The organism is Ottowia beijingensis (genome assembly GCF_042680925.1).
GTDB classification, from domain to species: domain Bacteria; phylum Pseudomonadota; class Gammaproteobacteria; order Burkholderiales; family Burkholderiaceae_C; genus Ottowia; species Ottowia beijingensis.
Genome location: NZ_JBHUEP010000007.1, coordinates 495,570 through 521,846 on the forward strand (window position 1 = coordinate 495,570; position 26,277 = coordinate 521,846).

Here is a 26,277-nt window from a genome sequence, read left to right on the forward strand (position 1 = left end):
AATTTTTTTGCGCCCTCTGCGAATCCTCTGCGTCCGGTATCGGCTGTTCAAGTCACTGCCTGCTTGTGGTGGAAGCGCGCCTGTGCGTACTCGCGCGTGCGAACCACTTCGGCCAGGGCCTGGGCGGCGCCCAACACGTTGTCGAACGACAGGTACAGGGGCGTGAAGCCGAAGCGCAGGATGTCGGGCTGCTGCGCATCGCCGGCGCGGAAGTCGCCGATGACGCCGCGCGCGATCAGCGCCTGCACGATGGCGTAGGCGCTGCCGGCGGGCAGTTGCGCCGTCGGCGTCAGGCACACCTGCGAGCCGCGCCGCGCGTGCTCGCGCGGCGTGACCAGGGTGAAAGCGCCGGGGCACAGCGCCTCGACGGCGTCGATGAACAGGTCGGTGAGCGCCAGCGACTTGGCACGCAGCGCGGCCATGCCGCCGAGCTGGTCGGCGGCCGTGAACACGTCCAGCGCGCAGTCGAGCGCCGACAGGCTGACGATGGGCTGCGTGCCGCACTGGTAGCGCGTGATGTCCATGGCGGGCTGGTAGTCGGGCGTGAAGGCGAACGGCTGCGCATGACCCCACCAGCCGGCCAGCGGCTGCCAGCAGCGCGCCACGTGGCGCGGGTGCACCCACACGAAGGCGGGCGCGCCGGGGCCGCCGTTCAGGTACTTGTAGCCGCAGCCGACGGCGAAGTCGGCTTGCGCGCCGCTCAGGTCGACCGGCACCGCGCCCGCGCTGTGGCACAGGTCCCAGACCACCAGCGCGCCGGCGGCGTGCGCGGCGGCGGTGACGGCGGCCATGTCGTGCATGGCGCCGGTGCGGTAGTTGACGTGGGTGAGCATCAGCACGGCCACGTCGGGCGTCAGGCTGGCGGCCACCTCGTGCGGTTCGATCAGCTTCAGCGTGCAGCCGCGCTCGCGGCACAGGGCCTCGGCGATGTACAGGTCGGTGGGGAAGTTGCTGCGCTCGCTGACGATGGTGCGGCGGCCGGGTGCGTCCTGCGCGGCAATGTTCAGCGCCGCCGACAGCACCTTGTAGAGATTGATCGAGGTGGTGTCGGTGGCCACCACCTCACCCCCGCCGGCGCCGATGAGCGGGGCGATGCGGTCGCCCACGCGGCGCGGCAGCGCGAACCAGCCGGCGCTGTTCCAGCTCTTGATCAGGTCCTGCCCCCATTGCTGCGCCACCACGTGCGCCACGCGCGCGGGCACGGCGCGGGGCAGGGCGCCGAGCGAGTTGCCGTCGAGGTAGATCACGCCCGGCGGCAGATCGAACAGGTCGCGCAGCGTGCGCAGGGGGTCATCGGCATCGCGCTGGCGGCAGTCTTGCTGAGAGATCATGGTGTCGGATTCTTCAAAAAAGATAGCTGCCAGCGCTTGATGGATGGGCGCTGGAGGCCGATTTTGTTCACAAAGACCGCAGCACCGCGCGCACCGGCGAGGCGTCGGCGCTCATCAGTTTCAGGGGCAGGGCGATGAGTTCGTAGTCGCCCTCGGGCACGTCGTCGAGCACCAGGTTCTCCAGCACGCGCAGATCGCGCCGGCGGATGACCTGGTGGCTGTCCAAGGTTTTGCTGTCGGCCGGGTCGATGCTGGCGGTGTCGATGCCGATGAGTTGCACGCCGGCATCGGCCAGGCGCTCGACGGTGTCGGGGGCGAAGGCGGCGAGCTGAGAATCCCACGCCTCGACGGGCATGCGCGCGTAGGTGCGCACCAGCACACGCGGCGGCAGGCCTTGCACAGCGTGCGCAAGATGCTCCCAAAGCAGGAGCGGCCGCACGCCAATGGCGTGGATGACGCGGCACGGGCCGAGGTAGGGCGACAGGTCGAGCGCGCCGATGGCGGCGCCCGCCGGGTCGTAGTGCAGCGGCGCGTCGGCGTGCGCGCCGACGTGGGGCGACAGCGTGAGGGCGCTGACGTTGACCGGGCAGCCAGGGCCGATCTCGGCGCTCCAGTGCTGCGCGTACGGCGTGTCGCCCGGAAACACGGGCGCGCCCGCGTGTACAGGCGGCGAGATGTCCCAGATTCGTGGCGTGGCCATGGCCTGCGACGTTAACCGCCTGCGCGCGGCGTGGTGTCGGTTTTTTCCAACTCGCGGCGCCGTCGCCGCAGACGAAAAACGGCTGATCTGCGTCAAGGCGGCGCGTCATCGGCGCACTAAAATGAGAATCATTGTCATTTGAATGGAAGCCAGATGGACGCCGGTTATTCCGCCGCCGACGCTGCGGCGATGCTGCCGCTGCACGCCTTGCCCGTGGGCGCGCGCAGCGTCATCGCGCAGTTGCACCAGCCCGCCAGCGCCGACGACCAGGAGGTGCTGCTGCGACTGATCGAGCTCGGCTTTCTGCCGGGCGAGAGCGTGCGCATCGTGGCCAAGGCGCGCGCCGGGTGCGAGCCGATCGCGGTGCGCGTGGGCGACCAGGCCACGTTCGCGCTGCGCGCGCGCGAGGCGGCGCTGATCGGCGTGCGCCCGGCCGCCGCCACCGGCCTCGAGGCCAGCACGTGAACCGGCCGCAGGACGCCGCCGTCGACCCGGCGGCCAGCGTCGGCAACGCCACCGGCAGCGCGCCGCGCGTCGTCACCAGCAGCACGCGCCCGCTGCGCGTGGCCTTGCTGGGCAACCCCAACTGCGGCAAGACGGCGCTGTTCAACCTGCTCACCGGCAGCCGCCAGAAGGTGGCCAACTACGCCGGCGTGACGGTGGAGCGCAAGGAAGGCCGGCTGCAGTCGCCCAGCGGGCGGGAGGTGGTGGTGCTGGACCTGCCGGGCGCCTACAGCCTCAACGCGCTGAGCCTGGACGAGGAGATCACGCGCGACATCGTCACCGGCCGCCGCGCCGGCGAGCCGGTGCCCGACCTGCTGGTGTGCGTGGTCGACGCCACCAAGCTGCGGCTGAACCTGCGCCTGGTGCTGGAGGCCAGGCGCCTGGGCCTGCCGATGCTGCTGGCGCTGAACATGACCGACATGGCCAGGCGCCTGGGCATCCGCGTCGACGCCGACCGGCTGGCGGCCGAACTGGGCGTGCCGGTGCTGCCCACGGTAGGCGTGCGCGGCGATGGCGCGGGCGCGCTGGTGGCGGCGCTGGAGCGCTTTCGGCGCCCACTGATCGGCCGCACGCCGCGCGCGGCCGGCGCGCCGCCGGGCATCGAGGACGTGATGCTGACGCAGCGCGAGGTGCAGCGCCTGGTGGCGGCCTGCGTGCAGGCGCCGCCGCAGCCGCTGGCGCGCGACGACGCCATCGACCGCGTGCTGCTGCACCCGCTGTGGGGCATGCTGCTGCTGGCGGCGCTGCTGCTGCTGATGTTCCAGGCCGTGTTCAGCTGGGCGCAGTGGCCGATGGAGGCGATCAAGTCGGTCGTTGACGGCGCTGCCACGCTGGTGCGCACGCACATGGCCGAGGGACCATTGCGCAGCCTGCTGGTCGACGGCGTGATCGCCGGCGTCGGCAGCGTGCTGGTGTTCCTGCCGCAGATCCTGATCCTGTTCGCCTTCATCCTGGCGCTGGAGGACTCGGGCTACCTGCCGCGCGCGGCCTTCCTGCTCGACCGCGTGATGGGCCGGGTGGGGCTATCGGGGCGCTCCTTCATTCCGCTGCTGTCGAGCTTTGCCTGCGCCGTGCCGGGCATCATGGCCACGCGCACCATCACGCACTGGCGCGACCGGCTGGTCACCATCCTGATCGCGCCGCTGATGACCTGCTCGGCCCGGCTGCCGGTGTATGCGCTGCTGATCGCCGCGTTCATCCCGCAGCGGCGCGTGGCGGGCCTGTTCAACCTGCAGGGGCTGGTGCTGTTCGCGCTGTACGTGGCGGGCATCGTGAGCGCGCTGGCCATCGCCTGGGTGTACCGCCTGGCGGCGCATGGTGCCCAGGCGCGGCCGACGCCGCTGATCATGGAGCTGCCCGCCTACCGCTGGCCCAGCCTGCGCCAGCTGGCGTTCGGCGTGTGGGAGCGAGCACGCATCTTCCTGCAGCGCGTGGGCGGCATCATCCTGGCGGTGATGGTGCTGCTGTGGTTCCTGTCCAGCTACCCGGCGCCGCCGCCGGGCGCCGAGGGGCCGGCCATCCTGCACAGCTGGGCCGGGCAGATCGGGCTGGCGCTGCAGAAGCTGCTGGCACCGGTCGGCTTCAACTGGCAGATGGCCATCGCGCTGGTGCCCGGCATGGCGGCGCGCGAGGTGGCGGTGGGCGCGCTGGGCACGGTGTATGCGCTGTCGGCCAGCGGCGACGACGTGGCGGCGCAGTTGCAGCCGCTGATCGCCCATGGCTGGAGCCTGGCGACGGCGCTGGCGCTGCTGGCCTGGTACGTGTATGCGCCGCAGTGCGTGTCGACGCTGGTGGCCGTCAAGCGCGAGACTAACGGCTGGCGCTGGCCGCTGGTCATGCTGGTGCAGCTGTTCGGGCTGGCGTGGCTGGCGGCGTTCATCACCTACCGCACGGCGCTGGCGATGGGGGCAGGGTGATGCAGGCGCTGGTCGTTGCACTGATCGTCACGCTGGCGGCGCTGTACGTGCTGTGGCGTTTCCTGCCGGCACGCTGGCGCAACCTGGCCGCGAAACGCCTGGGCCTGGGTGCGGGCGCCGGCCAGGCGGGCCACTGTCATGCCTGCAGCGACTGCGGCGCGTGCGCGACGCCAGCCGCAGATTCAGATAAATAATGCCTGTATCCCTTGCTGGATAAGCGCCAGAAGCTATTTTTTGAATAGCAAATTGGCCGGGCGATCAGACCATCAGCGGCTCCAGCCGATGCCGCCGCCGGGCCTGTGCACAGGCGTCGCTGCCCTCGCTGAACTCGCGGCAGGGCGAGGGCCGCCATTCATAGATGCTGCAGGCCACGCGCTCGCCCACGCGGCCCGACAGCGCCGCGCAGCGCGGTGGCAGATGGTCGGTGCCGCGCAGGCGGCAGGTGCGGGCGGTGACGGGCAGCGCCAGGCCATTGGGCACCGCGCCGCCTCCCGCCTGTGTTTCCATGATCGAGAAATCCACCCGGAACGTGGCGCAGCAGGCGCCGCAGCGCTCGCAGGGGCTGAGATTCGCTGCCATGTTTTTCATAGCAAAGTTCTTGAATGAATACTTAGGTTCTTAGTCCCCGGGGGTATGCACACCGGTGTGACATTCGACCGCGAAATAAGTGGCGCCTGCACGGCTCTGTGTTCCAGAAACTATGGTCATCGGTGTGGTTTTGCATTCCAATCAATTGCATGCCGCGGCCACTTGGCGAAGCGGGCTACCACCGACAAAGGAAGAAATTATGCGTACTGACATGTTCCAGCAGGTGCTGGAAGAGCTCAAAGGTTCGTCTGCCGACGTTGAGGCATCGGCCCTGATTTCCACCGACGGTCTGATGATCGCTTCGGCCCTGCCGGCCGGCATGGACGAAGACCGCGTGGGCGCCATGTCCGCCGCGCTGCTGTCGCTGGGCGACCGCGCAGTGCGCGAACTGGCCCGCGGCACGCTGGAGCGCGTGCTGCTGCAGGGCGAGCGCGGCTACGTGATCATGAGTTCGTCGGGCACCGAAGCCGTGCTGACGGTGCTGGCCAAGCAGAACGCCAAGCTGGGCCTGCTGTTCCTGGACATCAAGCGCGCCGCCGAGGCGCTGTCCAAGCTGATCTGAGGAGGGTTTCGCCATGGCTTTCCCCCCGATGCAGCCCGCCGCTGATGCGGACCAGGCGCGCCAGCACACCTACCACGACGGCACCAGCCGCACGGTGCAGGTGAGCGAGCGCGAGATTCCCTACCCCGAAGGTCGCCTGATCATCTCGCGCACCGACCTCAACGGCGTCATCACGCACGCCAACGACGCCTTCATCGAACTCTCGGGCTACACCCGTGAGGAACTGATCGGCCAGCCGCACGCCATCCTGCGCCACCCCGACATGCCGCGCGCCGCCTTCAAGGACCTGTGGGACACCATGAAGGCCGGCAAGAAGTGGCACGGCTACGTGAAGAACCTGCGCAAGGACGGCTCGCACTACTGGGTGTACGCCACCGCCGTGCCCAACATCCGCAACGGCCAGACCGTGGGCTACACCTCGGTGCGCCGCAAGCCGTCACGCAAGAAGATCGAAGAACTGTCGGCCGTCTACAAAGAGTGGAAAGCTGCCGAAGGGAGCACCTGATGACCTTGAATTTGCTGATTGCCCCCGACTTCGCGCCCGAGCGCTTTGCCGGCTGGCACATGCTGAACACGCTGCTGCAGAAGCGCTCCGGCCTGCAACTGCACCTGCTGACGCCCGCATCGGCCGCCGAACAGGCGCAGCTGATCGCCGAGGGCAAGGTGGATGCGGTGTATGCCAACCCGTTCGACGCGGCGTCGATGATCCGCGACGCCGGCTACCAGGCCATCGCACGGCCGGTGGGCAAGTCGGACGAGATGGTGATTGCCACGGCCGCCGGCTCGGCCGCCAACACGGTGGAAGACCTGCAGCCCGGCTGCAAGATCGCGCTGACCGACAACAAGGACGTCAAGCTGATCGGCCTGCGCCTGCTGGAGCCGGCCGACCTGACCGAGGCCGACATCCAGTGGCAGATGGTGGACACCTACCAGGCCGCCGCGCGCATGGCCATCAAGGGCGAGGTCGACGCCAGCTTCTTCCTGGCCGAGGCCTACCACTCGCTGTCCAAGCTGACCAAGTCGCAACTGAAGGCGCTGATGGAAAGCAAGCTGGCCGACATCACGCATGTGCTGCTCACCAGCGCCAAGGTCGGCGCCGACGCCGAGCGCGTGAAAGAGGCGCTGGTCGGCCTGACGGGCACGCCCGACGGCCAGCCGGTGCTGGACGAGCTGGGCATCGCCGGCGGCTTCGAGCCGATGACGCAGGAAGACGCCGAGTTCATGATCGACCTGATGGACACGCTGCTCGATTGATGCGCAACGCCCAGCACGGCCTGTCCGCCAGGCAGCAGTTCCGCCAGGCAGGTCGCCGGGTGCTGAATGCGCCCGCCGACCTGGCGCTGCACGAGCAGCGGGTGAACGCCGCGCTGGGCCTGGAAGGTGCCGAGCCGCTGCAGGGCGCCCTGGCCGACTGGCTGCATGGCTGCGCGCCCGATGCCGCGCGCTTTCAGGCCCTGCTGGCGCGTGCCGACATTCAGCCGCGGCTGGCGCCGTTCGTGCTGCAGGGCCTGCAGGCGCAGGCTGCCAGCGGCCGCAAGCTGCCCGCCGCCAGTGCCTGGGCCACGCGCTGGAGCGTGCTGGTCGCGCCCTCGCTCGACGTGCCGCGGCGGGCGCTGCTGTGCAGCGTCGACGATTCGCGCCGCATCGCCGCCGAGGCGCTGCCGGCGCTGCTGGCGGGCGACGCGCAGGCCGAGCAGGACTTTCTCGCGCACTGCGAGGGCGCCGGCGATTCGCTGGGCTTCATGCTGGTGCGCCGCGCGCTCACACGCGAAGGCCGGGCACTGTCGCCACAATGGGAAGCCGTGTCGCTGGCTTTGCAGAACGGAGTGATCCAAGCATGAAGAACATCCTCCTGATGGGCCTGACCGATCATGAGGCCGCTGCCGTCGAGATCATGATCGGCATGAACTGGCGCGACCACCGTTGCATCACGCTCAAGCGCGAGCTGTCGCTGGCCATCCCCGAGCAGCACGCCGCCGCCCGCAGCTGCGAAGCCTGCGTGCTGGATCTGTTCGGCCTGGGCATGCGCAAGTATTCGCCGGCCAACGCCACGCGCCTGATGGAAGTGATGGCCGGCCGGCCGGCCGTGCTGCTGACCTGGGGTGACGGCGGGGGCTGGCTGGAGGCCAAGCTGCCGCTGGCCAAGGGCCAGCACATCGGCTGGGTCGGCATGCCCTACACCAGTGCCGGCCTGCGTGACGCGATCAAGAAAGTCAAGGAAGCGGCCGAACGCATGGTGCCGCCGGCGGCCGCCGCCGTGGCCGCTGCGCCCGCCGCCATGCCGGGCAGGGCGCGGCCGGTGGTGTCGCTCGACGTCGAGCCCGCGCTGCCCGCGGCGGTGGCCGAAGCCGAGCCCGCGGCCGTGCCGGCCTGGCGCCGCGCCATGGAACTGGCCGACCAGCTCAAGCGCAAGGCGGCGCCGGTGGTCAGCGCGCGGCCGGCGGCCCGCGCTGCCGTGACCGAGGCGGTGCTGGCCAACCCGCCGGCACGCCGCCCGGCAGCGCCCGTCGCGCCGCCACCCACGCCGGCTCCCGAGCCGGCACCCATGCGTGCACGTGCCTCGGCGCCGATGCCGCTGCCGAAGGCGCAAGCATCTTCCGTCTCCCTGGCGCCGCCGGCCACGCGCATGGCCACCGACGCGGTCGGACTGGGCAAGGGTGCGCTGGCGGCGCTGCTGCAGGTGTTTCCGCTGCTGCGCGACCAGCCGCTGATCGGCTTGACCGAAAAAATCATTGGTCACGACGGCCCGATGCTGCTGCGCATCGGCACCGATGCGGCCTTCGTCACCCACACGCGCGCCGGCTGGCTGGCCTCCGGGCTGCCGGTGTCGGCCCTGCTGAAGCTGCTGCGCACGCCCAGGCTGGTGGAGAGCGTCCGCGCCGAACCGCTCGACCCCGACCACGTCGAGGAGACGGTGCGCCAGCGCTTCGACGGCAAGTTCCACCGCGCGCAGAAGCCGCTGGACGTGATCACCTGGGAGCTGGTGAGCGACGTGATGCGCGACATGAAGCTGCAGCGCCAGGGCGACCTGACGTTCCAGCTGCGGCGCTTTCCCAACTTTCCGATGCTGGCCGGTGTCGGCCCGCTGGACGTGCAGCTGGCCGCCATCTGTGCCCGCATGCCGCAGTCGATCTCGGAGCTGCTGCGCGCGTTTCCGAAGCACGAGCAGGACGTGCTGCGCTTCGTGGTGCTGTGCGTGGTGTCGGGCCTGGCCAAGGTGATTCCGGGCGGGCCGGTGGCGGCCGGCGCCGTGGCGCCGCCGCGCGCGGCGCAGGCCCAGGCGCCGGTGGCCGCGGCGGCGCGCAAGCCCGAGGTGGCGGCGCGGCGCGGCTTCTTCAAATCGCTGATGGACAAGCTGTTCTAATTTTTCGACGCCATGGCCAGTATCTACAAGCTCGTGTTCGCCGGCCCCGTGGGGGCGGGCAAGACCACGGCCATCCAATCCCTGTCGGACATCGAGGTGGTGCGCACCGAGGCCAACGCCTCGGACGACGTGAAGACCCTCAAGAAGACCACCACGGTGGCGATGGACTACGGCCTCATGAAGCTCGCCAGCGGCGACCAGGTGCGGCTGTACGGCACACCGGGGCAGAAGCGCTTCGACTTCATGTGGGACATCCTGACCGAGAACGCGCTCGGCCTGGTGCTGATGCTGCGCGGCAACTCGCCCGACCCGGTGGCCGACCTGCGCACCTACGTGACCGAGTTCCGCGACTTCATCGACCGCACCTCGCTGGTGGTCGGCATCACGCATTCCGACCAGGGCGGCTGGCAGACGCGGCAGATGGTGTCGCGCGAGCTGGTGGCCATGGGCTTGCCGCCGACGGCCATGGACACCGACGCGCGCAGCCGCGCCCACATGGCGACGCTGGTCAAGGCGCTGATCTACGGCATCGATCCGTTCAACAACGCGGAAGAGTGATGAACGAAACCCCTGTCAGCGCCGACGCCCCCGCGGACGACCCGTACCTGGTGCTCACGCCCGCCGGTGCGCTGCACGCCTACGGCGAGCGCGTGCCGGACGAGACCAGCGCCATCCTGCAGACCCTGATGCCGCGCGGCGCCTCGCTGCGCCGCAGCGCCTGGCTGGAACTGGCGCCCGAGCACCGCACCGTGCTGGCGCGCGCGCTGTACGAAGGCTGGGTGCACGAGGTGCAGCGCGAGCTGCGCGCACCCGACGTGCGGCTCGACAACTACCTGCCGCATGCCATTGCCGGGCTGTCCGGCACGCGCACGGCGGCGCTGGCCTCGGACGAGGGCTTCTGCCTGGCGCGCGTGGGCTATTCGGAGGAAGAGGCCGAAACCCTGTGCGTGGTGGCGGCCGATTTCTTCGACTTCGCCAAGCGGCAGAAGCAGCGCGGCTGGACGGGCACCGGCCGCGCCGTGTCGTTCCACGAAGGCATCGACATGCTGCTGCCCACCACCACGCTGATGCTGTTCTGGGTGGATGGCACCGGCTACTGGCTGATCCTGGGCGGTGAGCCGCTGCTCAACAACCGCGCCCTGGTCGAGCTGATCTGGGGCATCCGCACCGCGGGCACCAAGTTCGCGGTGCGCGAGACCACGTCGATCGCCAGCCAGATTCTGTCGATGTAAGCGCCGCTGCCGTGGGCGGTGCGCGGCCTATCTCACTCTGATGATGGGGGAGTATCGGTCGCCAGCGCCCGTCTGTCGGGCGCTATCGGCGGCCTATACGGGGAGTATAGGGGTGGGCCGCGTGCGGCAAGCCGGCGAGGCGGCGTCCATCTCGGGCCAGCCCGCGCCCACGATTACCGTGTCAGGCCAGCCGGCCCAGCAGCAGGTACTCCATGAGTGCCTTCTGCACGTGCATTCGATTTTCTGCCTCGTCCCACACCACCGATTGCGGGCCGTCGATGATCTCTGCCGTCACCTCCTCGCCTCGATGCGCGGGCAGGCAGTGCATGAACAGCGCATCGGGCTTGGCGGCGACCATCATCTCGGCGTCGACGCACCAGTCGGCAAAGGCCTTCTTGCGGGCCTCGTTCTCGGCCTCGTAGCCCATCGAGGTCCACACATCGGTGGTCACCAGGTCGGCGCCTTCGCAGGCGCGCATCGGGTCGGCAAAGTTCTGCCAGCCCTTGTTGCCGCCGTTGCCGTCCAGCGCGGCCAGGTTGGTGTCGACCTCGTAGCCGCGCGGGGTGCTCACGCGCAGCTCGAAGCCGAGCAGCGCGGCGGCCTGCGCCCAGGTGTTGGCCATGTTGTTGCCGTCGCCGATCCAGGCCACCACCCGGCCCTGGATCGGGCCGCGGTGCTCGATGTAGGTGAAGATGTCGGCCAGGATCTGGCACGGGTGGTATTCGTTGGTCAGGCCGTTGATGACCGGCACGCGCGAATGGGCGGCGAACTGGTCGATGCGCGCCTGCTCGAAGGTGCGGATCATCACGAGGTCGACCATGCGGCTGATCACGCGTGCCGTGTCCTCGATCGGCTCGCTGCGGCCCAGCTGGCTGTCGCCACTGGTCAGGTTGACCACGCTGCCGCCGAGCTGGTACATGCCGGCCTCGAAGCTCACGCGCGTGCGCGTGCTGGCCTTCTCGAACACCATGGCCAGCGTGCGGTCGCTCAGCGTGTGGTGCTTCTCGTAGGCCTTGAACTTGCGCTTGATCAGCGCCGCGCGCTGGAACAGGTAGGCGTACTCGTCGGCGGTGAAGTCGGCGAACTGCAGGTAGTGCTTGATCGGTGCGGTCATCGGCGCCTCACTCTTTCAGGAAGGCCTCGATCAGCGGCACCAGGATGGCCACGATCTCGTCGGCTTCGGCGGCGGTCAGGATCAGCGGCGGCACCAGGCGCACCACGCTGTCGGCGGTCACGCTGATCAAGAGGCCCGCGTCGGCGCAGCGCTCGGTCAGCACGCCGCACGGCTTGGCCAGCTCGATGCCCAGCATCAGGCCCTGGCCGCGCACTTCCTTCACGCCGGGGTTGCCGGCCAGCGCCTTCTCCAGCGCACCCTTCAGGTGCGCGCCCACCTTGGCGGCGTTGTCCAGCAGCTTCTCTTCTTCCATGATGCGGATGGTCTCGACCCCCGCGCGCATGGCCAGCGGGTTGCCGCCGAAGGTGGTGCCGTGGTTGCCGGGCTGGAAGATGTGGGCCGCCTTCGGCCCCGCAACGACGGCGCCGATCGGCACGCCCGAGCCCAGGCCCTTGGCCAGCGGCATCACGTCGGGCACGATGCCGGCCCACTGGTGCGCGAACCACTTGCCGGTGCGGCCCATGCCGCACTGCACCTCGTCGATCATCATCAGCCAGTCCTTCTGGTCGCAGAGTTCGCGCACCTGCCTGAGGTACTCCACGCGCATCGGGTTAATGCCGCCTTCGCCCTGGATGGTCTCGAAGAACACGGCCACCACGTTGGGGTTGCCCTCGGTGGCCTTCTTCAGCGCCTCGATGTCGTTCAACGGCACGCGGATGAAGCCCTCGACCAGCGGCTCGAAACCTTTCTGGATCTTGGGGTTGCCGGTGGCGCTGAGCGTGGCGATGCTGCGGCCGTGGAAGGCTTTCTCGTAAACCACGATCTGCGGCTTGTCGATGCCCTTGTCGTGGCCGAACTTGCGCGCCAGCTTCAGCGCGGCCTCGTTGGCCTCCAGCCCGGTGCAGCAGAAGAACACGTTGGTCATGTTGGCCAGCTCGGTCAGCTTCTTGGCCAGCACCTCGGCGTTGGGCACGTGGTAGTAGTTGCTGCCGTGGATGATCTTACCGATCTGTTCCTGCAAGGCCGGCACCAGCTTGGGGTGGTTGTGGCCCAGCGTGTTCACGGCGATGCCGCCCAGCCCGTCCAGGTAGCGCTTGCCGTTGACGTCCCACACACGGCAACCCTGGCCGCGCTCCATGGCGATCGGCAGGCGGGCGTAGGTGTTCATCGTGTGCGGCGAGGCGGCTTCGATGTGTGCGGTCACGGCAGGGCTCCTTGTGTCGCGGAAGGCAAAAAAGAATCGGGCCCACGTGGCCCGCTGGCATGGCATTCTAGGGGCTTGGCATGGCAGGTTTCTTGCCGGTTTCGCATCACAGCAATGCCGTGCCGCTGGGCTTCAAGTCTTATATAAGATACAATTTTGCGGCGCCGCAACATGCCACAAGCCAGCGCGGCGCTCTTTGCGCAACCCTCCATGGCGTCCACACCCTCCAGCGATCAGGTCTTCATCCGCGGCATCACGCGCGACGGGCGCGCCTTCCGCCCCAGCGACTGGGCCGAGCGCCTGGCCGGCGTGATGGCCCAGTTCCGCCCCGGCGGGGCGGCGCGGCAGGGCGCGCACATCAGCTATTCGCCCTGGTGCGTGCCCACCACGCTCGACGGCGCCAAGTGCGTGGTGGTGCACCGCGCGCTGCAGGCGCACGAGCCCATGGCCTGGGATTTCGTGATGGACTTCGCCAAGGACAACGAGCTGCAGGTCATCGAGGCCTGCCTGCTGCCTGATGCGCCCGATGCGCCCGCCGGTTCGGCGCCAGGGCAGGGCGCTGCATGATTTCAAGCCAAATCGGCCTCTAGCGCCTGTCCAGTCTGCGCAGACAGCTATCAAATCAGAAGCAATCGCCCACAAAAAACCGCCCGAAGGCGGTTTTCTGCTTTTTGCCGACAGCGCACCCGTATCAAACGGCGGCGGGGTGTTTGCACGCCCCGCCGGGCTGACCTGAGGTGTCCGTCAGGCGGCGGCTTGGGTGGCCAGGCCCTTGACCTTGGCCGACAGGCGGCTCTTGTCGCGAGCGGCCTTGTTCTTGTGGAAGATGCCCTTGTCGGCGACGCTGTCGACGACCGATTGCATCAGTGCGAAGGCGCTCTTGGCCTTCTCCAAGTCACCGGCCAGAACGGCTTTCTCGACGTTCTTCACGGTGGTGCGGTATTTGGAGCGCAGCGAGGTGTTCGCGGCGTTCAGCTTGACGTTCTGGCGGGCGCGTTTGCGGCCCGATGCCAGGCGGGGGTTCTTTTTCTTCGGCTTTCCAGCGGCCATTGAAGTATTCCTTTAGGTTTGAGGATGTTGTCGGCAGAACCGAGCATTCTACTCGTTGGCGGCACCTTGCGCCACTGGTTACAGGGCCTGGCGCCGCCCCGACTACACTGGCGGCCGCATTCGTGAGCCCTTCGTGAGTCTTTTCAAAGCCGCCTCCACCGTTTCCCTGCTGACCCTGGTCTCGCGCATCACGGGGCTGGTGCGCGATCTGCTGATGGCGTCGGCCTTCGGCGTCAGCGGGCTGACGGACGCCTTCAACGTCGCCTTCCGCATTCCCAACCTGTTGCGGCGCCTGTTTGCCGAAGGGGCATTCAGCCAGGCCTTCGTGCCGGTGCTGGCCTCGGCCAAGGCGCGCGATGGCGACGCCGCCACCAAGCTGCTGATCGACGACGTGGCCACGGCGCTGGTCTGGGTGCTGCTGGCGACCAGCGTGGTGGGCGTGATCGCGGCACCGATCCTGGTCTGGGCGCTGGCCAGCGGGCTGGATGCGAAGAGCTTCGACGCCGGCGTGCTGATGACGCGCTGGATGTTCCCCTACATCGCCTGCATGTCGCTGGTGGCGTTCTCGGCCGGCATTCTGAACACGTGGAAGCACTTTGCCGTGCCCGCGGCCACGCCGGTGCTGCTGAACCTGGCCATGATCGGGGCCGCCTGGCTGGGCGCGCCCTGGTTCGCCTCGATGGGCATCGAGCCGATCTACGCCATGGCGGCGGGGGTGATGCTGGGCGGCATCCTGCAGCTGGGCGTGCAGATTCCGGCGCTGCACCGGCGCGGGCTGCTGCCGCGCATCGGCCTCACCTGGGGCCGGCTGCGCGCCGCTTTTGCCGATGCCGGCGTGCGCCAGGTGCTGACGCTGATGCTGCCGGCGCTGCTGGGCGTGGGCGTGGCGCAGCTGTCGCTGCTGATCAACACGCAGATCGCCTCGCACCTGGCGGCGGGCAGCGTGACCTGGGTGTGGTACGCCGACCGGCTGATGGAGTTTCCGACCGCGCTGCTGGGCGTGGCCCTGGGCGTGGTGCTGACGCCGCAGTTGGCCGCCGCCCGCGCCAGCGGCGACGAGGCGCGCTATTCACAGATGCTGGACTGGGGCCTGCGCCTGGTGGTGCTGCTGGCGCTGCCGTGCGCCGCGGCGCTGCTGGCGTTTGCCACGCCGCTGATCGCCACGCTGTTCCACCACGGCCGTTTCGACGCCGGCGACGTGCAGCGCGTGGCGCTGGCGCTGATGGGCTACGGCGTGGGCCTGCTGGGGCTGGTGGCGGTGAAGGTGCTGGCGCCGGGCTATTACGCCAGCCTGGACATCCGCACGCCGGTCAAGATCGCCATTGCGGTGCTGGTCATCACGCAGTGCTTCAACCTGATCCTGGTGCCGCTGCTGCAGCACGCGGCGCTCACGCTGTCGATCGCGCTGGGGGCCATGATCAACGCCTCGTGGCTGCTGATCGGGCTGATCCGCCGCGGCAGCTACCGGCCGCAGCGCGGCTGGTCGGTGTTCGGCGCGCAGGTGCTGGGCGCCACGCTGCTGATGAGCGGGTTCCTGGTCTGGGCCACGCGCAGTTTCGACTGGCTGGGCACCGCGGCGCTGCCGCGCGCCGGCCTGCTGGCGGCCATGATCGTGGCGGCGGCGGTGATCTACTTCGGGGCGCTGCTGCTGTCGGGCGTCCAGCTGCGGGCGCTGCTGCGGCGTTGAACCCGCGGGTTCCCCCCGAATGGTGGCCCCCGATTGACGGCGCCGGCGCGCCGGCCTAAAAACCGCTCATGAAGTTCGACTTCTCCACCCCCACACCGCTGCAGTACTTCACCACCCTGGTGCGCAGCGACGAGCACCTGCCGCTGCTGGAGGCCGCCGCCAGCCTGGCGCAGGACGAATACCCCGAGCTCGACGTGCAGCAGGTGCTGAGCGACGTCGACCACCTGGCCGCGCGGCTGGCGCGCCGCGTGGCCGAGGGCGCCGGCGCCGTGGACCGGCTGCGGGCGCTCAACCAGCTGTTCTTTGCCGACCTGGGTTTCGGCGGCAACGTCAACGACTACTACAACCCCGACAACAGCTACCTGCACCGCGTGCTGCACACGCGCCGTGGGATCCCCATCTCGCTGGCGGTGCTGTGGCTGGAACTGGCGCAGGGCCTGGGCCTGAACGTGCAGGGCATCGGCTTTCCCGGCCACTTTCTGGTGCAGGTGACGCTGGACGAGGGGCGGGTGGTGATCGATCCGTTCACCGGCCAGTCGCTCGGCCGGGGCGAGTTGCGCGAGCGCATCGAGGAGTTCCACCCGCAGCTGCCCTACACCCCCAGCAGCGACCTGCCGCTGGCGCTGTACCTGCGGCCCACCAGCCCGCGCCAGATCCTCGCGCGCATTCTGCGCAACCTGCAGGACATCCACCGCACGCAGGAGGACTGGCAGCGCTTCGTGCCGGTGCAGGACCGGCTCATCGCGCTGCTGCCCGATGCGTGGACCGAATACCGCGACCGCGGCCTGGCCCTGGCCGAGCTGGGCGAGCGCGCCCGTGCGCGGGCCGATCTGTCGCTGTACCTGCAGGAAGCGGGCGACACCAGCGACCGCGAGGCGATGGCGGACCGGCTGGCAGAGCTGGGGCGCTCGATGTCGTGAGGGCGCTGCGTGGCGCAGCTTGCCGCAGCGGTGGGCTTGGCAAAAATAGGGGAGTATGCATCGCCAGCACCCGTCTGGCGGGTGCTGGCGGGCAGGATGATGGGGAGTATATGGCCGCAGCCTGAAGGCCAGCCCGTGCCCGCGGGTCCTTGAGCGCCTCAGCGCCCGCCGTCGCCTACACCCAGCCCGCCGCCTCCAGCTCCTTCTTGGCGTAGGCGTAGAACAGCGGCGCCGCTACCAGCCCGGCGGGGCCGAAGATGGCTTCCATCAGGAGCATCACCGACAGCAGCTCCCACACGCCCATGTGCGTGCGGTGGCCGATCACCTTGGCGTTGATGAAGTATTCCGCCTTGTGGATGGCGATCAAAAACACCAGGCAGGCCAGTGCCACCAGCGGCGACACCGACAGGCCGACCAGCGTCAGCACCGCGTTGCAGATCAGGTTGCCGACGATCGGGATCAGCCCGGCCGCGAAGGTGAGCAGGATCAGCGCCCAGCTGTAGGGCAGCCGATAGCCCCACATGGGCAGGATGGCGAGCAGGAAGATGGCGGTGAGCAGCGTGTTGAACAGCGCGATGAAGAACTGCGCCACCACGATCTGGCGGAAGGTCTCGCCAAAGCGCGTGAGGCGCTGGTGCAGCTGCGCCGCCAGCGGCTTGAGCAGGATCACCGAGGGCCGCGCCGCCGCCAGCGCGCCGATCAGCAGCCCGACGAAGGCGAACAGCAGGCCCGACAGCCAGGCGCGCCCGGTGGTGGCCAGCGTGCCGGCCTTGCTGGCCAGGTAGGTGGCGATGGCGCGCTGCACGTCCTCGGCGCCGCGCGGCAGCTGGGCGGCGATGTCGGGCGGTAGCTTGTCGCTCAGCTCCATCACGGTGCGGGCCAGAAAGCCCAGCAGCTCGCGGTAGGTCTCGGGCGCATCCAGCACCACGCCGCGTGCGCGCGGCACCATGAAGGCGATCAGCACCACCGGCACCAGCGCCACCAGCGTGGCCGCCAGCTGCGGCGCCTGGCGATCGGCCGAGCGCGTGAGCAGCCCCAGCCGCGGGCTGAGCCAGCGCGTGGCCAGAAAGCCCAGGCACACGCACAGCAGGCCCGGCAGCAGGCCCTGCCACATCACCAGCAGCAGCGTGGCCACGATCAGCACATGGCTGGCCACCGTGGCGGCGGCTTCGCGGAACTCGGAGCGGGCGGAGGGCAAGGTCGCGTGGGCAGAGGGGGTTCGGTCGGGCCGCTTCAGGCCACGGTCACGGCGGCGCCCGTGCCGCGCGGGGCGATGCGGCCGATCTCGAACACCTGCTCGCCCGCCGCGCGCAGGGTGGCGGCGCAGGCTTCGGCCTCGCTGGCGGCGATGACCACCACCATGCCGATGCCGTTGTTGAAGGTGCGGTTCATCTCGGTGTCGTCGATACCGGCGGTCTGCTGCAGCCAGGCGAACAGCTCGCTCTGCGGCCAGCTGCTCTTGCGCAGGTGCGCGGCCAGGCCGTCGGGCAGCACGCGGGGGATGTTCTCCAGCAGGCCGCCGCCGGTGATGTGGGCCAGCGCCTTGATGCCGCCCGGCGAGGCGGCATCCGCCGAATGCGGGTGCTGCTGCAGCGCGGCCAGCACGTTCTTCACGTAGATGCGGGTGGGCTGCATCACCGCCTGGCGGAACGGCTGGCCGTCCAGCGTGGCGGGCAGGGCGTTGCCGGCGCGCTCGATGCACTTGCGCACCAGGCTGAAGCCGTTGCTGTGCACGCCGCTCGATGCCAGGCCCAGCACCACGTCGCCTTCGGCCACATCGCGCCCGGTGAGGATCTTCGACTTCTCGACCGCGCCGACGCAAAAACCCGCCAGGTCGTACTCGCCCGGCGGGTACATGCCGGGCATCTCGGCCGTCTCGCCGCCGATCAGCGCGCAGCCGGCCAGCTCGCAGCCGCGGGCGATGCCGCCCACCACGGCGGCGGCGGTGTCCACATCCAGCTTGCCGCAGGCGAAGTAGTCGAGGAAGAACAGCGGCTCGGCGCCCTGCACCAGCACGTCGTTCACGCTCATGGCCACCAGGTCGATGCCAACGGTGTCGTGCATGTTCCACTCGAAGGCCAGGCGCAGCTTGGTGCCCACGCCGTCGGTGCCGCTGACCAGCACCGGCTCCTTGTATTTCTTGGGGATTTCGAACAGGGCGCCAAAGCCGCCCAGGCCCGACAGCACGCCCTCGCGCATCGTCTTCTTGGCCAGCGGCTTGATGCGCTCGACCAGCGCGTCGCCCGCGTCGATGTCGACGCCGGCGTCCTTGTAGCTCAGGGGGGTGGTGGGGGAGGCGGAAGAACTCATGGACGCGCGGCAGAAAGGTGCAAACGGCGCCCCCATGGGGCACCGGCTTAAAATCGAGGCCTTGATTCTAGGCGCAGCATTCCCCTTGTTTCCCCCTTTTTCATCGCGTTGCGCAGGCCTCGAGCCCGCTGTGCTGGCCAGACCCGTGTGGGCCACGGCTGTGGTGTCAGGAAGCGCGTGAAACAAATTGCCCTGGACATCGGCCTGGCGCCCGAGCCCACGCTGGACGGCTTTCTGGCCGGGCGCAACGCGCAGGCCGTGCAGCACCTGCGGCTGTGGAGCGAAAGCGCCACGCGCTCGCCCGTGCCGACCTACCTGTGGGGCCCGCCCGGCGCGGGCAAGACGCACCTGCTGCGCGCCGCGCGCCAGGCGCTGCTGGCGCAGGGCGCTGCGGTGGGCTGGCTGGACGCCGATGCGCCGCAGCGTGGCGCCTTCAGCGAGCAGTGGGACGCCGTGCTGCTGGACGACGTGCACCTGTACGGCGCCGAGCTGCAGCACACCGCGTTCAACTGGTTCGTCAACGCCGTGGCGCCCGCCAGCGGCCGGCCGCGCGCCGTGCTGGCGGCGGGCGAGTTGCCGCCGGCCGACCTGCCGCTGCGCGAGGACCTGCGCACGCGGCTGGGCTGGGGCCATGTGTTCGAGCTGCAGGTGCTGCCCGAAACCGAGATGCGCGCCGTGCTGCGCCGCGCCGCCGACGCGCGCGGCGTGTTCCTGTCGGACGAGGTGATGAACTTCGTGCTGGGGCGTTTCTCGCGCGATCTGGGCAGCCTGATGCAGTTGCTGGACCACCTGGACCGCTATGCGCTGGAGACGCAGCGCGCGATCACGATTCCGCTGATCAAGTCGATGCTACATAATGAGTAGCTGTTTGCGCAATATGCACGGGCGCTGGAGCCCGATTTGACCATGAAACTGGCCCTCTTCGACCTTGACCACACGCTGATCCCCATCGACTCGGATCACGCCTGGGGCGAGTTCGCCACCCGCATCGGCTGGGCCGACGCGGGCGAGTTCAAGCGCCGCAACGACGCCTTCTACGAGCAGTACAAGGCCGGCACGCTGGACATCCACGACTACATCCGCTTCACCACCGAGCCGGTGCGCCGCCACGGCGCCAGCGCGTCGGCGCAGGCGCATGCGCGCTTCATGCGCGAAGTGATCGCGCCCGCCATCCGGCCCGAGGCGCGCGCCCTGGTCGAGCAGCACCGCCAGGCGGGCGACCAATTGGCCATCGTCACCGCCACCAACGAGTTCGTCACCCGGCCCATCGCGCACAGCTTCGGCATCGACGAGCTGATCGCCGTAAACCTGGCGCGCGGCCCCGGCGGCTGGTACACGGGCGAGATCGCCGGCACGCCATCCTTCCGCGAAGGCAAGGTGACGCGCGTGGCCGAATGGCTGGCCGCGCGCGGGCGCAGCTTCGGCGATGTCGAGATCACGTTCTATTCCGACTCGCGCAACGACCTGCCGCTGCTGGAGAAGGCGCACATTCCCGTGGCCACCAACCCCGACGCGCACCTGCGCGCCGTCGCGCAGCAGCGCGGCTGGCGCATCCTTGACCTTTTCGAACAACAACAATGATCAAGAAATTCATCGGCAAGCTGATCGACAAGGCCACCGGCAACGGCAATGGCCGCAAGCGCTTCGGCAAGCGGGCCGAGATCGGCCCCGACGGCCACGGCATCAACCCCGCGCTGGTCGACGAGCGCGCCGCCAACGTGGTGCGCACGCTCAAGGAAGCGGGCTACGAGGCCTACATCGTCGGCGGCGCCGTGCGCGACTTGCTGCTGGGGCTGAAGCCCAAGGACTTCGACGTCGCCACCAATGCCACGCCCGAGCAGGTCAAGGGGCTGTTCCGCCGCGCCTTCATCATCGGCCGGCGCTTTCGCATCGTGCACGTGGTGTTCGGGCGCGGGCGCGAGCACGAGGTGATCGAGGTCTCCACCTTCCGCGCCTACATGGACAACGCCACCGCCGAGGCCGTGTTCGGCAACGAGCGCAGCGCCAAGGGCCAGCTGGCGGGCATGAAGCACGCCGTGGATGCCAGCGGCCGCGTGCTGCGCGACAACGTCTGGGGCTCGCAGGAGGAAGACGCCGCGCGGCGCGACTTCAGCGTCAACGCCATGTACTACGACCCGGAATCGCGCGTCGTGGTCGACTACCACAATGGCCTGCAGGACGCGCACAAGAAGCGCCTGCGCATGATCGGCGACGCCGCCACGCGCTACCGCGAAGACCCGGTGCGCATCATCCGCGCCGTGCGCTTCGGCGCCAAGCTGTCGGCGCTGGGCTTCAAGCTGGAGCCCAAGACCGCCCGGCCGCTGGTCGAGGCCCGCGCGCTGCTGGCCGAGGTGCCGCAAAGCCGCCTGTTCGACGAAATGCTCAAGCTGCTGCAGACCGGCCACGCCGTGGCCAGCGTCGACCAACTGCGCGCGCTGGGGCTGGCCACGGGCATCTACCCGCTGCTCGACCTGGTGGTGGAGCGCGCCGACCACGCCTTCGTGAAAGCCGCGCTGCTCGACACCGACCGCCGCGTGGGCGAGGGCAAGCCGGTGGCGCCGTCGTTTCTGCTGGCCTGCGTGCTGTGGCAGGACGTGCGCGACGGCTGGAATGCGCGGCTGGAGAAGGGCGAACACCCGTTCCCGGCGCTGCAGGACGCCATCGACGAAGTCTTCAACGCCCGCGTGGGCGATGTGTCGGGCCGCGGCAAGCTGGGCGCCGACATGCGCGAGATCTGGATGATGCAGCCGCGCTTTGAAAAGCGCAGCGGCAACACGCCGTTCAGCATGGTCGAGCAGCCGCGCTTTCGCGCCGGCTTCGACTTCCTGCGTCTGCGCGCCGACGTGGGCGAGATCGACGAGATGCTGGCCGACTGGTGGCAGGCCTTCAGCCTGGCCGACGACGGCGAGCGCGAAAGCCTGGTGCGCGAGTTGCGCGCCGAGCAGCAGCGTGCCAAGAAGCAGCAGCCGCGCGTGCACCGCGTGCCCAAGGGGGCGCTGGATGCTCCCAAAACAGAAGCTGCTGGCGCAGATGGCGAGGGCGCTGAAGACCAGTTGGGCACTGAACCGGCGGCACCCGCAAAGAAGCGCCGCCGGCGTCGCCGCAAGCCCTCGGGCGCGGGCGGCGGCGCGTCGGCACCGGCGCCCGACAGCAGCGATTGACCGGCCACCGCCGCCATGCCCGCCGCGCGCGCGCCCGTCACCGCCTACGTGGCGCTGGGCGCCAACCTGGGCGATGCACGGGCGGCCGTCCTTGGGGCCATGGACGCGCTGGATCAAGTGCGCGCAACCCAGGTGACGGCCCGCTCAGGCCTGTACCGCAGCGCGCCGGTCGACGCCAGCGGGCCGGACTACGTCAACGCCGTGGTGCAGGTCTGCACCCGATTGCCGGCACCCGAACTGCTGGCCGCGCTGCAACAACTGGAGCAGGCCGCCGGCCGCGAACGCCCGTACCACCATGCGCCGCGCACGCTGGATCTGGACCTGCTGCTGTACGGCGACGCGCGCATCGACAGCCCGCGCCTCACCGTGCCGCATCCGCGCATGATGGGGCGGGCCTTCGTGCTGCGGCCGCTGGCCGAGATCGCTCCGCAGCATGTGCCGGCCGAAGCGCTGGCGGCGGTCGCCAACCAGCGGCTGCAGCGCCTGGACAATAGAAACGGCAGCTGACCGGGCTGACCCGGCCGCGCTTGCGGCTACAGTGCGGCGCCGTCATTCCCGCGCTGGAGCCGCCACCATGACCTTTCTCCAGAACCTGCCCATCCCGCTGCAGACCGTGCTGCTGCTCACGCTCAGCAACGTGTTCATGACCTTCGCCTGGTACGGGCATCTGAAGAACCTGGCCACGGCGCCGTGGTACGTGGCGGCCCTCATCAGCTGGGGCATCGCGCTGTTCGAGTACCTGCTGCAGGTGCCGGCCAACCGCATCGGGCACCAGCAGTTCAGCGTCGGGCAGCTCAAGATCATGCAGGAGGTGATCACGCTCGCGGTGTTCGTGCCGTTCGCGTTGATCTACCTCAAGGAGCCGCTGAAACTGGACTACCTGTGGGCCGCACTGTGCATGGTGGGTGCGGTGTATTTCATCTTTCGCGCGCCTTGATGTGGGGGCCGGCGCTCGGCCCGGCGTGGCCGGCAGCGGGCTTGGCGAGTGGGCAATCTGCTTGCCCGCTGGTTTGGGTGATAGGGAGTATCTGCCTCTAGCGACCGAAATATAAGCGCCAGCGGATTGCATATAGGGGAGTATGCAAGAAATGTTCTGCGGCTGTGCCGGTGCCGCCGGTGCCGGCGACGGCATCTGCCGCAGTGGCTGAGGCGCAACGCGTCAGTGGCGCGACAAGTGCCGATGGTTACACTCAGATGAATGTCATGAAGTATTCATATTTCTGACGTCAGCCATTCACCGAGAGGGAGTTCCGCCGCATGCTGTTCAGCAAACTGTTGCCCAAGGAGGGCAATTTTTTTGAGCTGTTCAACCAGCACGCCGACCGCATCGTCGAGGCCGCGGTGGCCTTCGAGCGGCTGGTGGACAACTACGCCGACGTGCCCGCGCGCGCCCGGCACAACCAGGAAGTCGACGACGCCGAGCGCGCCGCCGACCGCGTGACGGCCGAGGTCAACCGCCTCATCCACACCACCTTCATCACGCCCATCGACCGCGAGCAGATCCACGGCCTGATCAACCTGATGGACGACGTGGCCGACCTGTTGCAGGACGCGGCCGAGACCATGGCGCTGTACGACATCGACCACCTGACGGACGAGATCAAGCGCCTGACCGACCTGGCTGTGAAGTGCTGCCAGCGCGTGCAGGCGGCGGTGCGCCTGCTGGGCAAGGTGACCGAGCAGAACGTGGCCGAGGCCACGCTGAAGACCTGCGACGAGATCGATCAGCTCGAATCCGACGCCGACCGCGTGATGCGCAGCGCCATGAGCAAGCTGTTCCGCGAGGAAGAGGACGTGCGCGAGCTGATCAAGCTGCGCGCCATCTACGAGCTGCTGGAGACCGTGACCGACAAGTGCGAGGCCGTGGCCACGCAGATCGAAGGCATCGTGCTCGAGAACTCCTGAGGAGGGCGGGGCCATGGAAACCGCACAAGCCGCCCTCTGGATCGTGGTGATGCTGGTCGTGCTGGCGATCGCGTTCGACTTCATGAACGGCTTTCACGACGCTGCCAACTCGATCGCCACCGTTGTCTCCACCGGGGTGCTGCGGCCGGTGCACGCGGTGGTGTTCGCCGCGTTCTTCAACTTCATCGCCATCTTCATCTTCCACCTCAGCGTGGCGGCCACGGTGGGCAAGGGCATCGTGCAGCCGGGCGTGGTGGACACGCACGTGGTGTTCGGCGCGCTGGTGGGCGCCATCAGCTGGAACCTGCTCACCTGGTACTACGGCATTCCCAGCAGCTCGTCGCACGCGCTCATCGGCGGCATCGTGGGCGCGGTGATCGCCAAGGCCGGCGTGGGGCAGCTCATCGCCAGCGGCATCGTCAAGACGGTGGCCTTCATCTTCGTGTCGCCCTTTCTGGGCTATCTGCTCGGCTCGCTGATGATGGTGGCGGTGGCGTGGCTGTTTCGGCGCACGCGGCCGGGGCGGGTGGACAAGTGGTTCCGCCGCCTGCAGCTGGTGAGTGCCGGCGCCTACAGCCTGGGCCACGGCGGCAACGACGCGCAGAAGACCATCGGCATCATCTGGATGCTGCTGATCGCCACCGGCTACACCGCCGCCAGCGACGCCGCGCCGCCGCTGTGGGTGATCGTGAGCTGCTACGTGGCGATTGCCGTGGGCACCATGTTCGGCGGCTGGCGCATCGTCAAGACCATGGGGCAGAAGATCACCAAGCTGAAACCCGTGGGCGGCTTCTGCGCCGAGACGGGCGGGGCGCTGACGCTGTTCATCGCCACCGGGCTGGGCATTCCGGTGTCGACCACGCACACCATCACCGGCGCCATCGTCGGCGTGGGCTCCACCCAGCGCGCCTCGGCCGTGCGCTGGGGCGTGGCGGGCAACATCGTGTGGGCGTGGATTCTGACCATTCCGGCCAGTGCGCTGGTGGCGGCGCTGGGGTACTGGGTCAGCCTGGTGCTGTTCTGAGTGGCGCGCGGGGCGCGGCTGTTTATCAGGCGAATCAGGCGATAGCCATTTGGCGCCGGATGGAAGTATCAAGAAAAGTAGCTGCTTGCGCCCGGTGCTTGGGCGCAAACGCCTTTTTTCATCAACAAGAAAATTCCCGAAGTCCCCCCTGTCATCCAGGCCCGCCTTCCGGCGGCGCTCGGCGCCCGACGCGCTACTGCGACATCTTGCGCCCTTCCTCGATCTGGTATTCGAAGTAGCGCTGGAAGCTGAACGCCAGCGAGGCCATCAGCACCGCCGTGCCCACCAGCAGCGACACGGACATGCCGATCACGGTGAACCAATTGGTCTGGCCCGGCGCGGCCTCGGGGTCGAGCTGCGGGTTGAAGCGGGCGTTCCACTTCTCGGGCGTCATCAGGCCGTAGATGATGGCCATCAGCGCGCAGGCGGCGATGGTGAAGCCCAGCATCGGAATCAGCAGCCAGCTCCACTGGTCGTCCTGGCCGAAGCGCTGCACGCGCTCGACGCCGTACAGGCCCAGCGCGGTCGGAATCGGCAGCATCCAGCCCAGCAGGTCGCCGAAGCCCTTCAGGTAGAAGCGGTGCAGGCCCAGCGGCCCGCCGAGGAAGGTGAGCCAGGTGGCCAGGGTCTTGTTCTTGGGGCGCGTCATGCAGCGGTGTCCTCGGGTGGGGTGGTGGCGCCGGGGCCAAGCGGTTTTTCCATCAGCACGATGTCCAGCCAGCGGCCGAACTTCCAGCCGCAGGCGGCAATGGTGCCGACTTGGCTGAAGCCCAGGCTGCGGTGCAGGCCGATGGAGCCCGCGTTGGCCGAGTCGCCGATGACGGCGATCAGCTTGCGCACGCCGGCGCTTTCGGCCTGGCGCGCCAGCTCGGCCAGCAGGGCGCGGCCCAGGCCGCGGCGCTGCACATCAGGGTGCAGGTAGATCGAATCCTCGGCCGAGAAGCGGTAGGCCGCGCGCGGCTTGAACCAGTTGCAGTAGGCCAGGCCGACCACGCGGCCGGCTTCCTCGGCCACCAGCCAGGGCAGGCCGCGCGCCAGCACGTCGCGGCGGCGCTGGGCCACGTCGGCCTCGGTGGGCGGCTCGGTCTCGAAGGTGCCGGTGCCGTGCAGCACGTGGTGGGCGTAGAGGGCGGTGATGGCGGCCACGTCGGCATCGCGGCTGGGGCGGATCAGGGGCATGTGAGCGGTGGCAAGTGCAGTCCTGCGGCGCCCGAAACGGCGCCACGGGGCGGAAAAGCAACGGCTGCGGCGGCCTGCAGCGCCCTGGGAGGGCGTTGCAGCCGTGCAGCCAAGCTATAATCATAGGCTTTTCGATGTGTCGCTGGCCGGGTGGCCATGTCGCGTGTCTCAACATCGGAAGAACCCAGGTGCCGGCAGTCTTCAACATCGGCACCGCGTCACCACCCACAGGATTCGAACACATCATGGTCGTTATTCGTCTTTCGCGCGGCGGCGCCAAGGCCCGTCCCTTCTTCAACATCGTCGTTGCCGACAAGCGCGTGCGCCGCGATGGCCGCTTCATCGAGCGCATCGGCTTCTACAACCCCACCGCCACCGGCGCCGCCGAAGGCCTGCGCATCGCCCAGGACCGCCTGAACCACTGGCTCAGCGTGGGCGCCCAGCCGTCGCCCACCGTGCAGCGCCTGGTCAAGCAGGCCGCCAAGGCCGCGCCCGCCACGGCCTAAACCGCCCCCGTGAGGGGGAC

31 protein-coding genes are annotated in these 26,277 nt (G+C 69.1%); 21 read left to right on the forward strand and 10 right to left on the reverse strand.

Translation table 11 applies throughout. The annotated features are described in order from the left end of the window. Positions 1 to 47 precede the first annotated feature (47 nt). Positions 48 to 1,331 carry a kynureninase gene (gene kynU / locus ACFSCU_RS11700; RefSeq protein WP_180551327.1) on the reverse strand — a complete coding sequence of 428 codons (1,284 nt, stop codon included), beginning with the start codon at positions 1,329 to 1,331 and terminating at the stop codon, positions 48 to 50. 67 nt (positions 1,332 to 1,398) lie between these two features. Beyond that, entirely contained in the window at positions 1,399 to 2,031 is a 633-nt protein-coding gene (kynB, locus tag ACFSCU_RS11705) for an arylformamidase (RefSeq protein ID WP_180551328.1), read from the reverse strand. A 153-nt stretch (positions 2,032 to 2,184) separates the two neighbouring features. Here kynB and ACFSCU_RS11710 point away from each other — a divergent pair, with 153 nt between their 5' ends. From ACFSCU_RS11710 to ACFSCU_RS11720, 3 genes are all read left to right on the forward strand, one after another. Next, complete coding sequence (locus ACFSCU_RS11710) at positions 2,185 to 2,496, forward strand: FeoA family protein (RefSeq protein ID WP_180551329.1); 312 nt, start codon at positions 2,185 to 2,187, stop codon at positions 2,494 to 2,496. Positions 2,497 to 2,594: 98 nt separating this feature from the next. Then, positions 2,595 to 4,451 (forward strand): ferrous iron transporter B, encoded by a 1,857-nt coding sequence (gene feoB / locus ACFSCU_RS11715; RefSeq protein WP_373368352.1) that lies wholly within the window; start codon positions 2,595 to 2,597, stop codon positions 4,449 to 4,451. After that, the gene (locus tag ACFSCU_RS11720; protein ID WP_180551331.1) at positions 4,451 to 4,645 is read left to right on the forward strand and encodes a hypothetical protein; all 195 of its coding nucleotides are present in this window, start codon (positions 4,451 to 4,453) and stop codon (positions 4,643 to 4,645) included. The genes feoB and ACFSCU_RS11720 overlap by 1 nt, the downstream gene beginning before the upstream one ends. Positions 4,646 to 4,709: 64 nt before the next feature. On the opposite strand, the gene ACFSCU_RS11725 is transcribed toward ACFSCU_RS11720, so the two are convergent. Then, complete coding sequence (locus ACFSCU_RS11725) at positions 4,710 to 5,030, reverse strand: YkgJ family cysteine cluster protein (RefSeq protein ID WP_180551332.1); 321 nt, start codon at positions 5,028 to 5,030, stop codon at positions 4,710 to 4,712. Between the two features lie 208 nt (positions 5,031 to 5,238). Here ACFSCU_RS11725 and ACFSCU_RS11730 point away from each other — a divergent pair, with 208 nt between their 5' ends. From ACFSCU_RS11730 to ACFSCU_RS11760, 7 genes are read left to right on the forward strand one after another with little or no spacing between them, the layout of a single operon-like run. Then, positions 5,239 to 5,601 (forward strand): roadblock/LC7 domain-containing protein, encoded by a 363-nt coding sequence (locus tag ACFSCU_RS11730; RefSeq protein ID WP_111868878.1) that lies wholly within the window; start codon positions 5,239 to 5,241, stop codon positions 5,599 to 5,601. A 13-nt stretch (positions 5,602 to 5,614) separates the two neighbouring features. Then, positions 5,615 to 6,106 carry a PAS domain-containing protein gene (locus ACFSCU_RS11735; protein WP_111868880.1) on the forward strand — a complete coding sequence of 164 codons (492 nt, stop codon included), beginning with the start codon at positions 5,615 to 5,617 and terminating at the stop codon, positions 6,104 to 6,106. Next, the gene (locus tag ACFSCU_RS11740; protein ID WP_180551334.1) at positions 6,106 to 6,855 is read left to right on the forward strand and encodes a phosphate/phosphite/phosphonate ABC transporter substrate-binding protein; all 750 of its coding nucleotides are present in this window, start codon (positions 6,106 to 6,108) and stop codon (positions 6,853 to 6,855) included. The genes ACFSCU_RS11735 and ACFSCU_RS11740 overlap by 1 nt, the downstream gene beginning before the upstream one ends. After that, the gene (locus ACFSCU_RS11745; protein WP_180551335.1) at positions 6,855 to 7,442 is read left to right on the forward strand and encodes a hypothetical protein; all 588 of its coding nucleotides are present in this window, start codon (positions 6,855 to 6,857) and stop codon (positions 7,440 to 7,442) included. Before ACFSCU_RS11740 ends, ACFSCU_RS11745 begins: the two co-directional genes overlap by 1 nt. Further along, a complete protein-coding gene (locus tag ACFSCU_RS11750; RefSeq protein WP_377560757.1) occupies positions 7,439 to 8,965 on the forward strand; it encodes a hypothetical protein in 1,527 nt (508 codons plus the stop codon). The genes ACFSCU_RS11745 and ACFSCU_RS11750 overlap by 4 nt, the downstream gene beginning before the upstream one ends. Positions 8,966 to 8,977: 12 nt before the next feature. Next, positions 8,978 to 9,523: a GTP-binding protein gene (locus ACFSCU_RS11755; RefSeq protein ID WP_180551338.1), complete on the forward strand. Its 546-nt coding sequence runs from the start codon at positions 8,978 to 8,980 to the stop codon at positions 9,521 to 9,523. Beyond that, positions 9,523 to 10,197, forward strand: a complete 675-nt coding sequence (locus ACFSCU_RS11760) for a hypothetical protein (RefSeq protein WP_180551339.1) — start codon at positions 9,523 to 9,525, stop codon at positions 10,195 to 10,197. Before ACFSCU_RS11755 ends, ACFSCU_RS11760 begins: the two co-directional genes overlap by 1 nt. A 181-nt stretch (positions 10,198 to 10,378) precedes the next feature. Here ACFSCU_RS11760 and argF read toward each other — a convergent pair whose 3' ends face one another. Together argF and ACFSCU_RS11770 are read right to left on the reverse strand one after the other, a co-directional pair. Then, positions 10,379 to 11,311, reverse strand: coding sequence for an ornithine carbamoyltransferase (gene argF, locus ACFSCU_RS11765; RefSeq protein ID WP_180551340.1), 933 nt, complete (start codon positions 11,309 to 11,311; stop codon positions 10,379 to 10,381). A 7-nt stretch (positions 11,312 to 11,318) separates the two neighbouring features. Continuing rightward, positions 11,319 to 12,515, reverse strand: a complete 1,197-nt coding sequence (locus ACFSCU_RS11770; protein ID WP_377560758.1) for an aspartate aminotransferase family protein — start codon at positions 12,513 to 12,515, stop codon at positions 11,319 to 11,321. 210 nt (positions 12,516 to 12,725) lie between these two features. Between ACFSCU_RS11770 and ACFSCU_RS11775 the strand changes: the two genes are divergently transcribed. Continuing rightward, positions 12,726 to 13,082: a DUF3579 domain-containing protein gene (locus tag ACFSCU_RS11775; protein WP_180551341.1), complete on the forward strand. Its 357-nt coding sequence runs from the start codon at positions 12,726 to 12,728 to the stop codon at positions 13,080 to 13,082. 177 nt (positions 13,083 to 13,259) lie between these two features. Here ACFSCU_RS11775 and rpsT read toward each other — a convergent pair whose 3' ends face one another. Beyond that, on the reverse strand, positions 13,260 to 13,565 hold the full coding sequence (gene rpsT, locus ACFSCU_RS11780; protein WP_180551342.1) for a 30S ribosomal protein S20: 306 nt from the start codon (positions 13,563 to 13,565) through the stop codon (positions 13,260 to 13,262). Positions 13,566 to 13,698: 133 nt separating this feature from the next. Between rpsT and murJ the strand changes: the two genes are divergently transcribed. Then, positions 13,699 to 15,252 carry a murein biosynthesis integral membrane protein MurJ gene (gene murJ / locus ACFSCU_RS11785; protein ID WP_333708127.1) on the forward strand — a complete coding sequence of 518 codons (1,554 nt, stop codon included), beginning with the start codon at positions 13,699 to 13,701 and terminating at the stop codon, positions 15,250 to 15,252. 68 nt (positions 15,253 to 15,320) lie between these two features. After that, a complete protein-coding gene (locus ACFSCU_RS11790; RefSeq protein ID WP_180551343.1) occupies positions 15,321 to 16,172 on the forward strand; it encodes a SirB1 family protein in 852 nt (283 codons plus the stop codon). Between the two features lie 175 nt (positions 16,173 to 16,347). Here ACFSCU_RS11790 and ACFSCU_RS11795 read toward each other — a convergent pair whose 3' ends face one another. Both ACFSCU_RS11795 and purM read right to left on the reverse strand, forming a co-directional pair. Continuing rightward, positions 16,348 to 17,370 (reverse strand): AI-2E family transporter, encoded by a 1,023-nt coding sequence (locus tag ACFSCU_RS11795; RefSeq protein WP_257645868.1) that lies wholly within the window; start codon positions 17,368 to 17,370, stop codon positions 16,348 to 16,350. 35 nt (positions 17,371 to 17,405) lie between these two features. Beyond that, complete coding sequence (gene purM / locus ACFSCU_RS11800; RefSeq protein ID WP_377560759.1) at positions 17,406 to 18,482, reverse strand: phosphoribosylformylglycinamidine cyclo-ligase; 1,077 nt, start codon at positions 18,480 to 18,482, stop codon at positions 17,406 to 17,408. 177 nt (positions 18,483 to 18,659) lie between these two features. Here purM and hda point away from each other — a divergent pair, with 177 nt between their 5' ends. The 7 genes from hda (at position 18,660) to ACFSCU_RS11835 (ending at position 24,572) form a co-directional block, all read left to right on the forward strand. After that, positions 18,660 to 19,346: a DnaA regulatory inactivator Hda gene (gene hda, locus ACFSCU_RS11805; protein WP_180551344.1), complete on the forward strand. Its 687-nt coding sequence runs from the start codon at positions 18,660 to 18,662 to the stop codon at positions 19,344 to 19,346. Positions 19,347 to 19,388: 42 nt separating this feature from the next. Further along, entirely contained in the window at positions 19,389 to 20,063 is a 675-nt protein-coding gene (locus tag ACFSCU_RS11810; protein WP_180551345.1) for a histidinol-phosphatase, read from the forward strand. Beyond that, a complete protein-coding gene (pcnB, locus tag ACFSCU_RS11815; RefSeq protein WP_180551346.1) occupies positions 20,060 to 21,643 on the forward strand; it encodes a polynucleotide adenylyltransferase PcnB in 1,584 nt (527 codons plus the stop codon). Before ACFSCU_RS11810 ends, pcnB begins: the two co-directional genes overlap by 4 nt. 15 nt (positions 21,644 to 21,658) lie before the next feature. Next, positions 21,659 to 22,150, forward strand: coding sequence for a 2-amino-4-hydroxy-6-hydroxymethyldihydropteridine diphosphokinase (gene folK, locus ACFSCU_RS11820; RefSeq protein ID WP_180551347.1), 492 nt, complete (start codon positions 21,659 to 21,661; stop codon positions 22,148 to 22,150). 67 nt (positions 22,151 to 22,217) lie between these two features. Beyond that, a complete protein-coding gene (locus tag ACFSCU_RS11825) occupies positions 22,218 to 22,580 on the forward strand; it encodes a DMT family protein (RefSeq protein ID WP_180551348.1) in 363 nt (120 codons plus the stop codon). Positions 22,581 to 22,900: 320 nt separating this feature from the next. After that, positions 22,901 to 23,548: a DUF47 domain-containing protein gene (locus ACFSCU_RS11830; protein ID WP_377560761.1), complete on the forward strand. Its 648-nt coding sequence runs from the start codon at positions 22,901 to 22,903 to the stop codon at positions 23,546 to 23,548. A gap of 13 nt (positions 23,549 to 23,561) precedes the next feature. Further along, positions 23,562 to 24,572: an inorganic phosphate transporter gene (locus ACFSCU_RS11835; protein WP_180551349.1), complete on the forward strand. Its 1,011-nt coding sequence runs from the start codon at positions 23,562 to 23,564 to the stop codon at positions 24,570 to 24,572. Positions 24,573 to 24,765: 193 nt separating this feature from the next. Here the strand turns inward: ACFSCU_RS11835 and ACFSCU_RS11840 are convergent, their stop codons facing one another. After that, positions 24,766 to 25,221, reverse strand: coding sequence for a TM2 domain-containing protein (locus ACFSCU_RS11840; RefSeq protein WP_180551350.1), 456 nt, complete (start codon positions 25,219 to 25,221; stop codon positions 24,766 to 24,768). Beyond that, positions 25,218 to 25,751 (reverse strand): GNAT family N-acetyltransferase, encoded by a 534-nt coding sequence (locus ACFSCU_RS11845; protein ID WP_180551351.1) that lies wholly within the window; start codon positions 25,749 to 25,751, stop codon positions 25,218 to 25,220. Before ACFSCU_RS11845 ends, ACFSCU_RS11840 begins: the two co-directional genes overlap by 4 nt. Before the next feature lie 245 nt (positions 25,752 to 25,996). Between ACFSCU_RS11845 and rpsP the strand changes: the two genes are divergently transcribed. After that, positions 25,997 to 26,257: a 30S ribosomal protein S16 gene (rpsP, locus tag ACFSCU_RS11850; protein ID WP_180551352.1), complete on the forward strand. Its 261-nt coding sequence runs from the start codon at positions 25,997 to 25,999 to the stop codon at positions 26,255 to 26,257. Positions 26,258 to 26,277 lie beyond the last annotated feature (20 nt).

Coding starts and splice junctions, on each gene's coding strand:
- kynU (WP_180551327.1), bottom strand. CDS start 1,331: ATGATCTCTCAGCAAGACTGCCGCCAGCGCGATGCCGATGACCCCCTG.
- kynB (WP_180551328.1), bottom strand. CDS start 2,031: ATGGCCACGCCACGAATCTGGGACATCTCGCCGCCTGTACACGCGGGC.
- ACFSCU_RS11710 (WP_180551329.1), top strand. CDS start 2,185: ATGGACGCCGGTTATTCCGCCGCCGACGCTGCGGCGATGCTGCCGCTG.
- ACFSCU_RS11720 (WP_180551331.1), top strand. CDS start 4,451: ATGCAGGCGCTGGTCGTTGCACTGATCGTCACGCTGGCGGCGCTGTAC.
- ACFSCU_RS11725 (WP_180551332.1), bottom strand. CDS start 5,030: ATGGCAGCGAATCTCAGCCCCTGCGAGCGCTGCGGCGCCTGCTGCGCC.
- ACFSCU_RS11730 (WP_111868878.1), top strand. CDS start 5,239: ATGCGTACTGACATGTTCCAGCAGGTGCTGGAAGAGCTCAAAGGTTCG.
- ACFSCU_RS11735 (WP_111868880.1), top strand. CDS start 5,615: ATGGCTTTCCCCCCGATGCAGCCCGCCGCTGATGCGGACCAGGCGCGC.
- ACFSCU_RS11740 (WP_180551334.1), top strand. CDS start 6,106: ATGACCTTGAATTTGCTGATTGCCCCCGACTTCGCGCCCGAGCGCTTT.
- ACFSCU_RS11745 (WP_180551335.1), top strand. CDS start 6,855: ATGCGCAACGCCCAGCACGGCCTGTCCGCCAGGCAGCAGTTCCGCCAG.
- ACFSCU_RS11750 (WP_377560757.1), top strand. CDS start 7,439: ATGAAGAACATCCTCCTGATGGGCCTGACCGATCATGAGGCCGCTGCC.
- ACFSCU_RS11755 (WP_180551338.1), top strand. CDS start 8,978: ATGGCCAGTATCTACAAGCTCGTGTTCGCCGGCCCCGTGGGGGCGGGC.
- ACFSCU_RS11760 (WP_180551339.1), top strand. CDS start 9,523: ATGAACGAAACCCCTGTCAGCGCCGACGCCCCCGCGGACGACCCGTAC.
- argF (WP_180551340.1), bottom strand. CDS start 11,311: ATGACCGCACCGATCAAGCACTACCTGCAGTTCGCCGACTTCACCGCC.
- ACFSCU_RS11775 (WP_180551341.1), top strand. CDS start 12,726: ATGGCGTCCACACCCTCCAGCGATCAGGTCTTCATCCGCGGCATCACG.
- rpsT (WP_180551342.1), bottom strand. CDS start 13,565: ATGGCCGCTGGAAAGCCGAAGAAAAAGAACCCCCGCCTGGCATCGGGC.
- ACFSCU_RS11790 (WP_180551343.1), top strand. CDS start 15,321: ATGAAGTTCGACTTCTCCACCCCCACACCGCTGCAGTACTTCACCACC.
- purM (WP_377560759.1), bottom strand. CDS start 18,482: ATGAGTTCTTCCGCCTCCCCCACCACCCCCCTGAGCTACAAGGACGCC.
- ACFSCU_RS11810 (WP_180551345.1), top strand. CDS start 19,389: ATGAAACTGGCCCTCTTCGACCTTGACCACACGCTGATCCCCATCGAC.
- pcnB (WP_180551346.1), top strand. CDS start 20,060: ATGATCAAGAAATTCATCGGCAAGCTGATCGACAAGGCCACCGGCAAC.
- folK (WP_180551347.1), top strand. CDS start 21,659: ATGCCCGCCGCGCGCGCGCCCGTCACCGCCTACGTGGCGCTGGGCGCC.
- ACFSCU_RS11825 (WP_180551348.1), top strand. CDS start 22,218: ATGACCTTTCTCCAGAACCTGCCCATCCCGCTGCAGACCGTGCTGCTG.
- ACFSCU_RS11830 (WP_377560761.1), top strand. CDS start 22,901: ATGCTGTTCAGCAAACTGTTGCCCAAGGAGGGCAATTTTTTTGAGCTG.
- ACFSCU_RS11835 (WP_180551349.1), top strand. CDS start 23,562: ATGGAAACCGCACAAGCCGCCCTCTGGATCGTGGTGATGCTGGTCGTG.
- ACFSCU_RS11840 (WP_180551350.1), bottom strand. CDS start 25,221: ATGACGCGCCCCAAGAACAAGACCCTGGCCACCTGGCTCACCTTCCTC.
- ACFSCU_RS11845 (WP_180551351.1), bottom strand. CDS start 25,751: ATGCCCCTGATCCGCCCCAGCCGCGATGCCGACGTGGCCGCCATCACC.
- rpsP (WP_180551352.1), top strand. CDS start 25,997: ATGGTCGTTATTCGTCTTTCGCGCGGCGGCGCCAAGGCCCGTCCCTTC.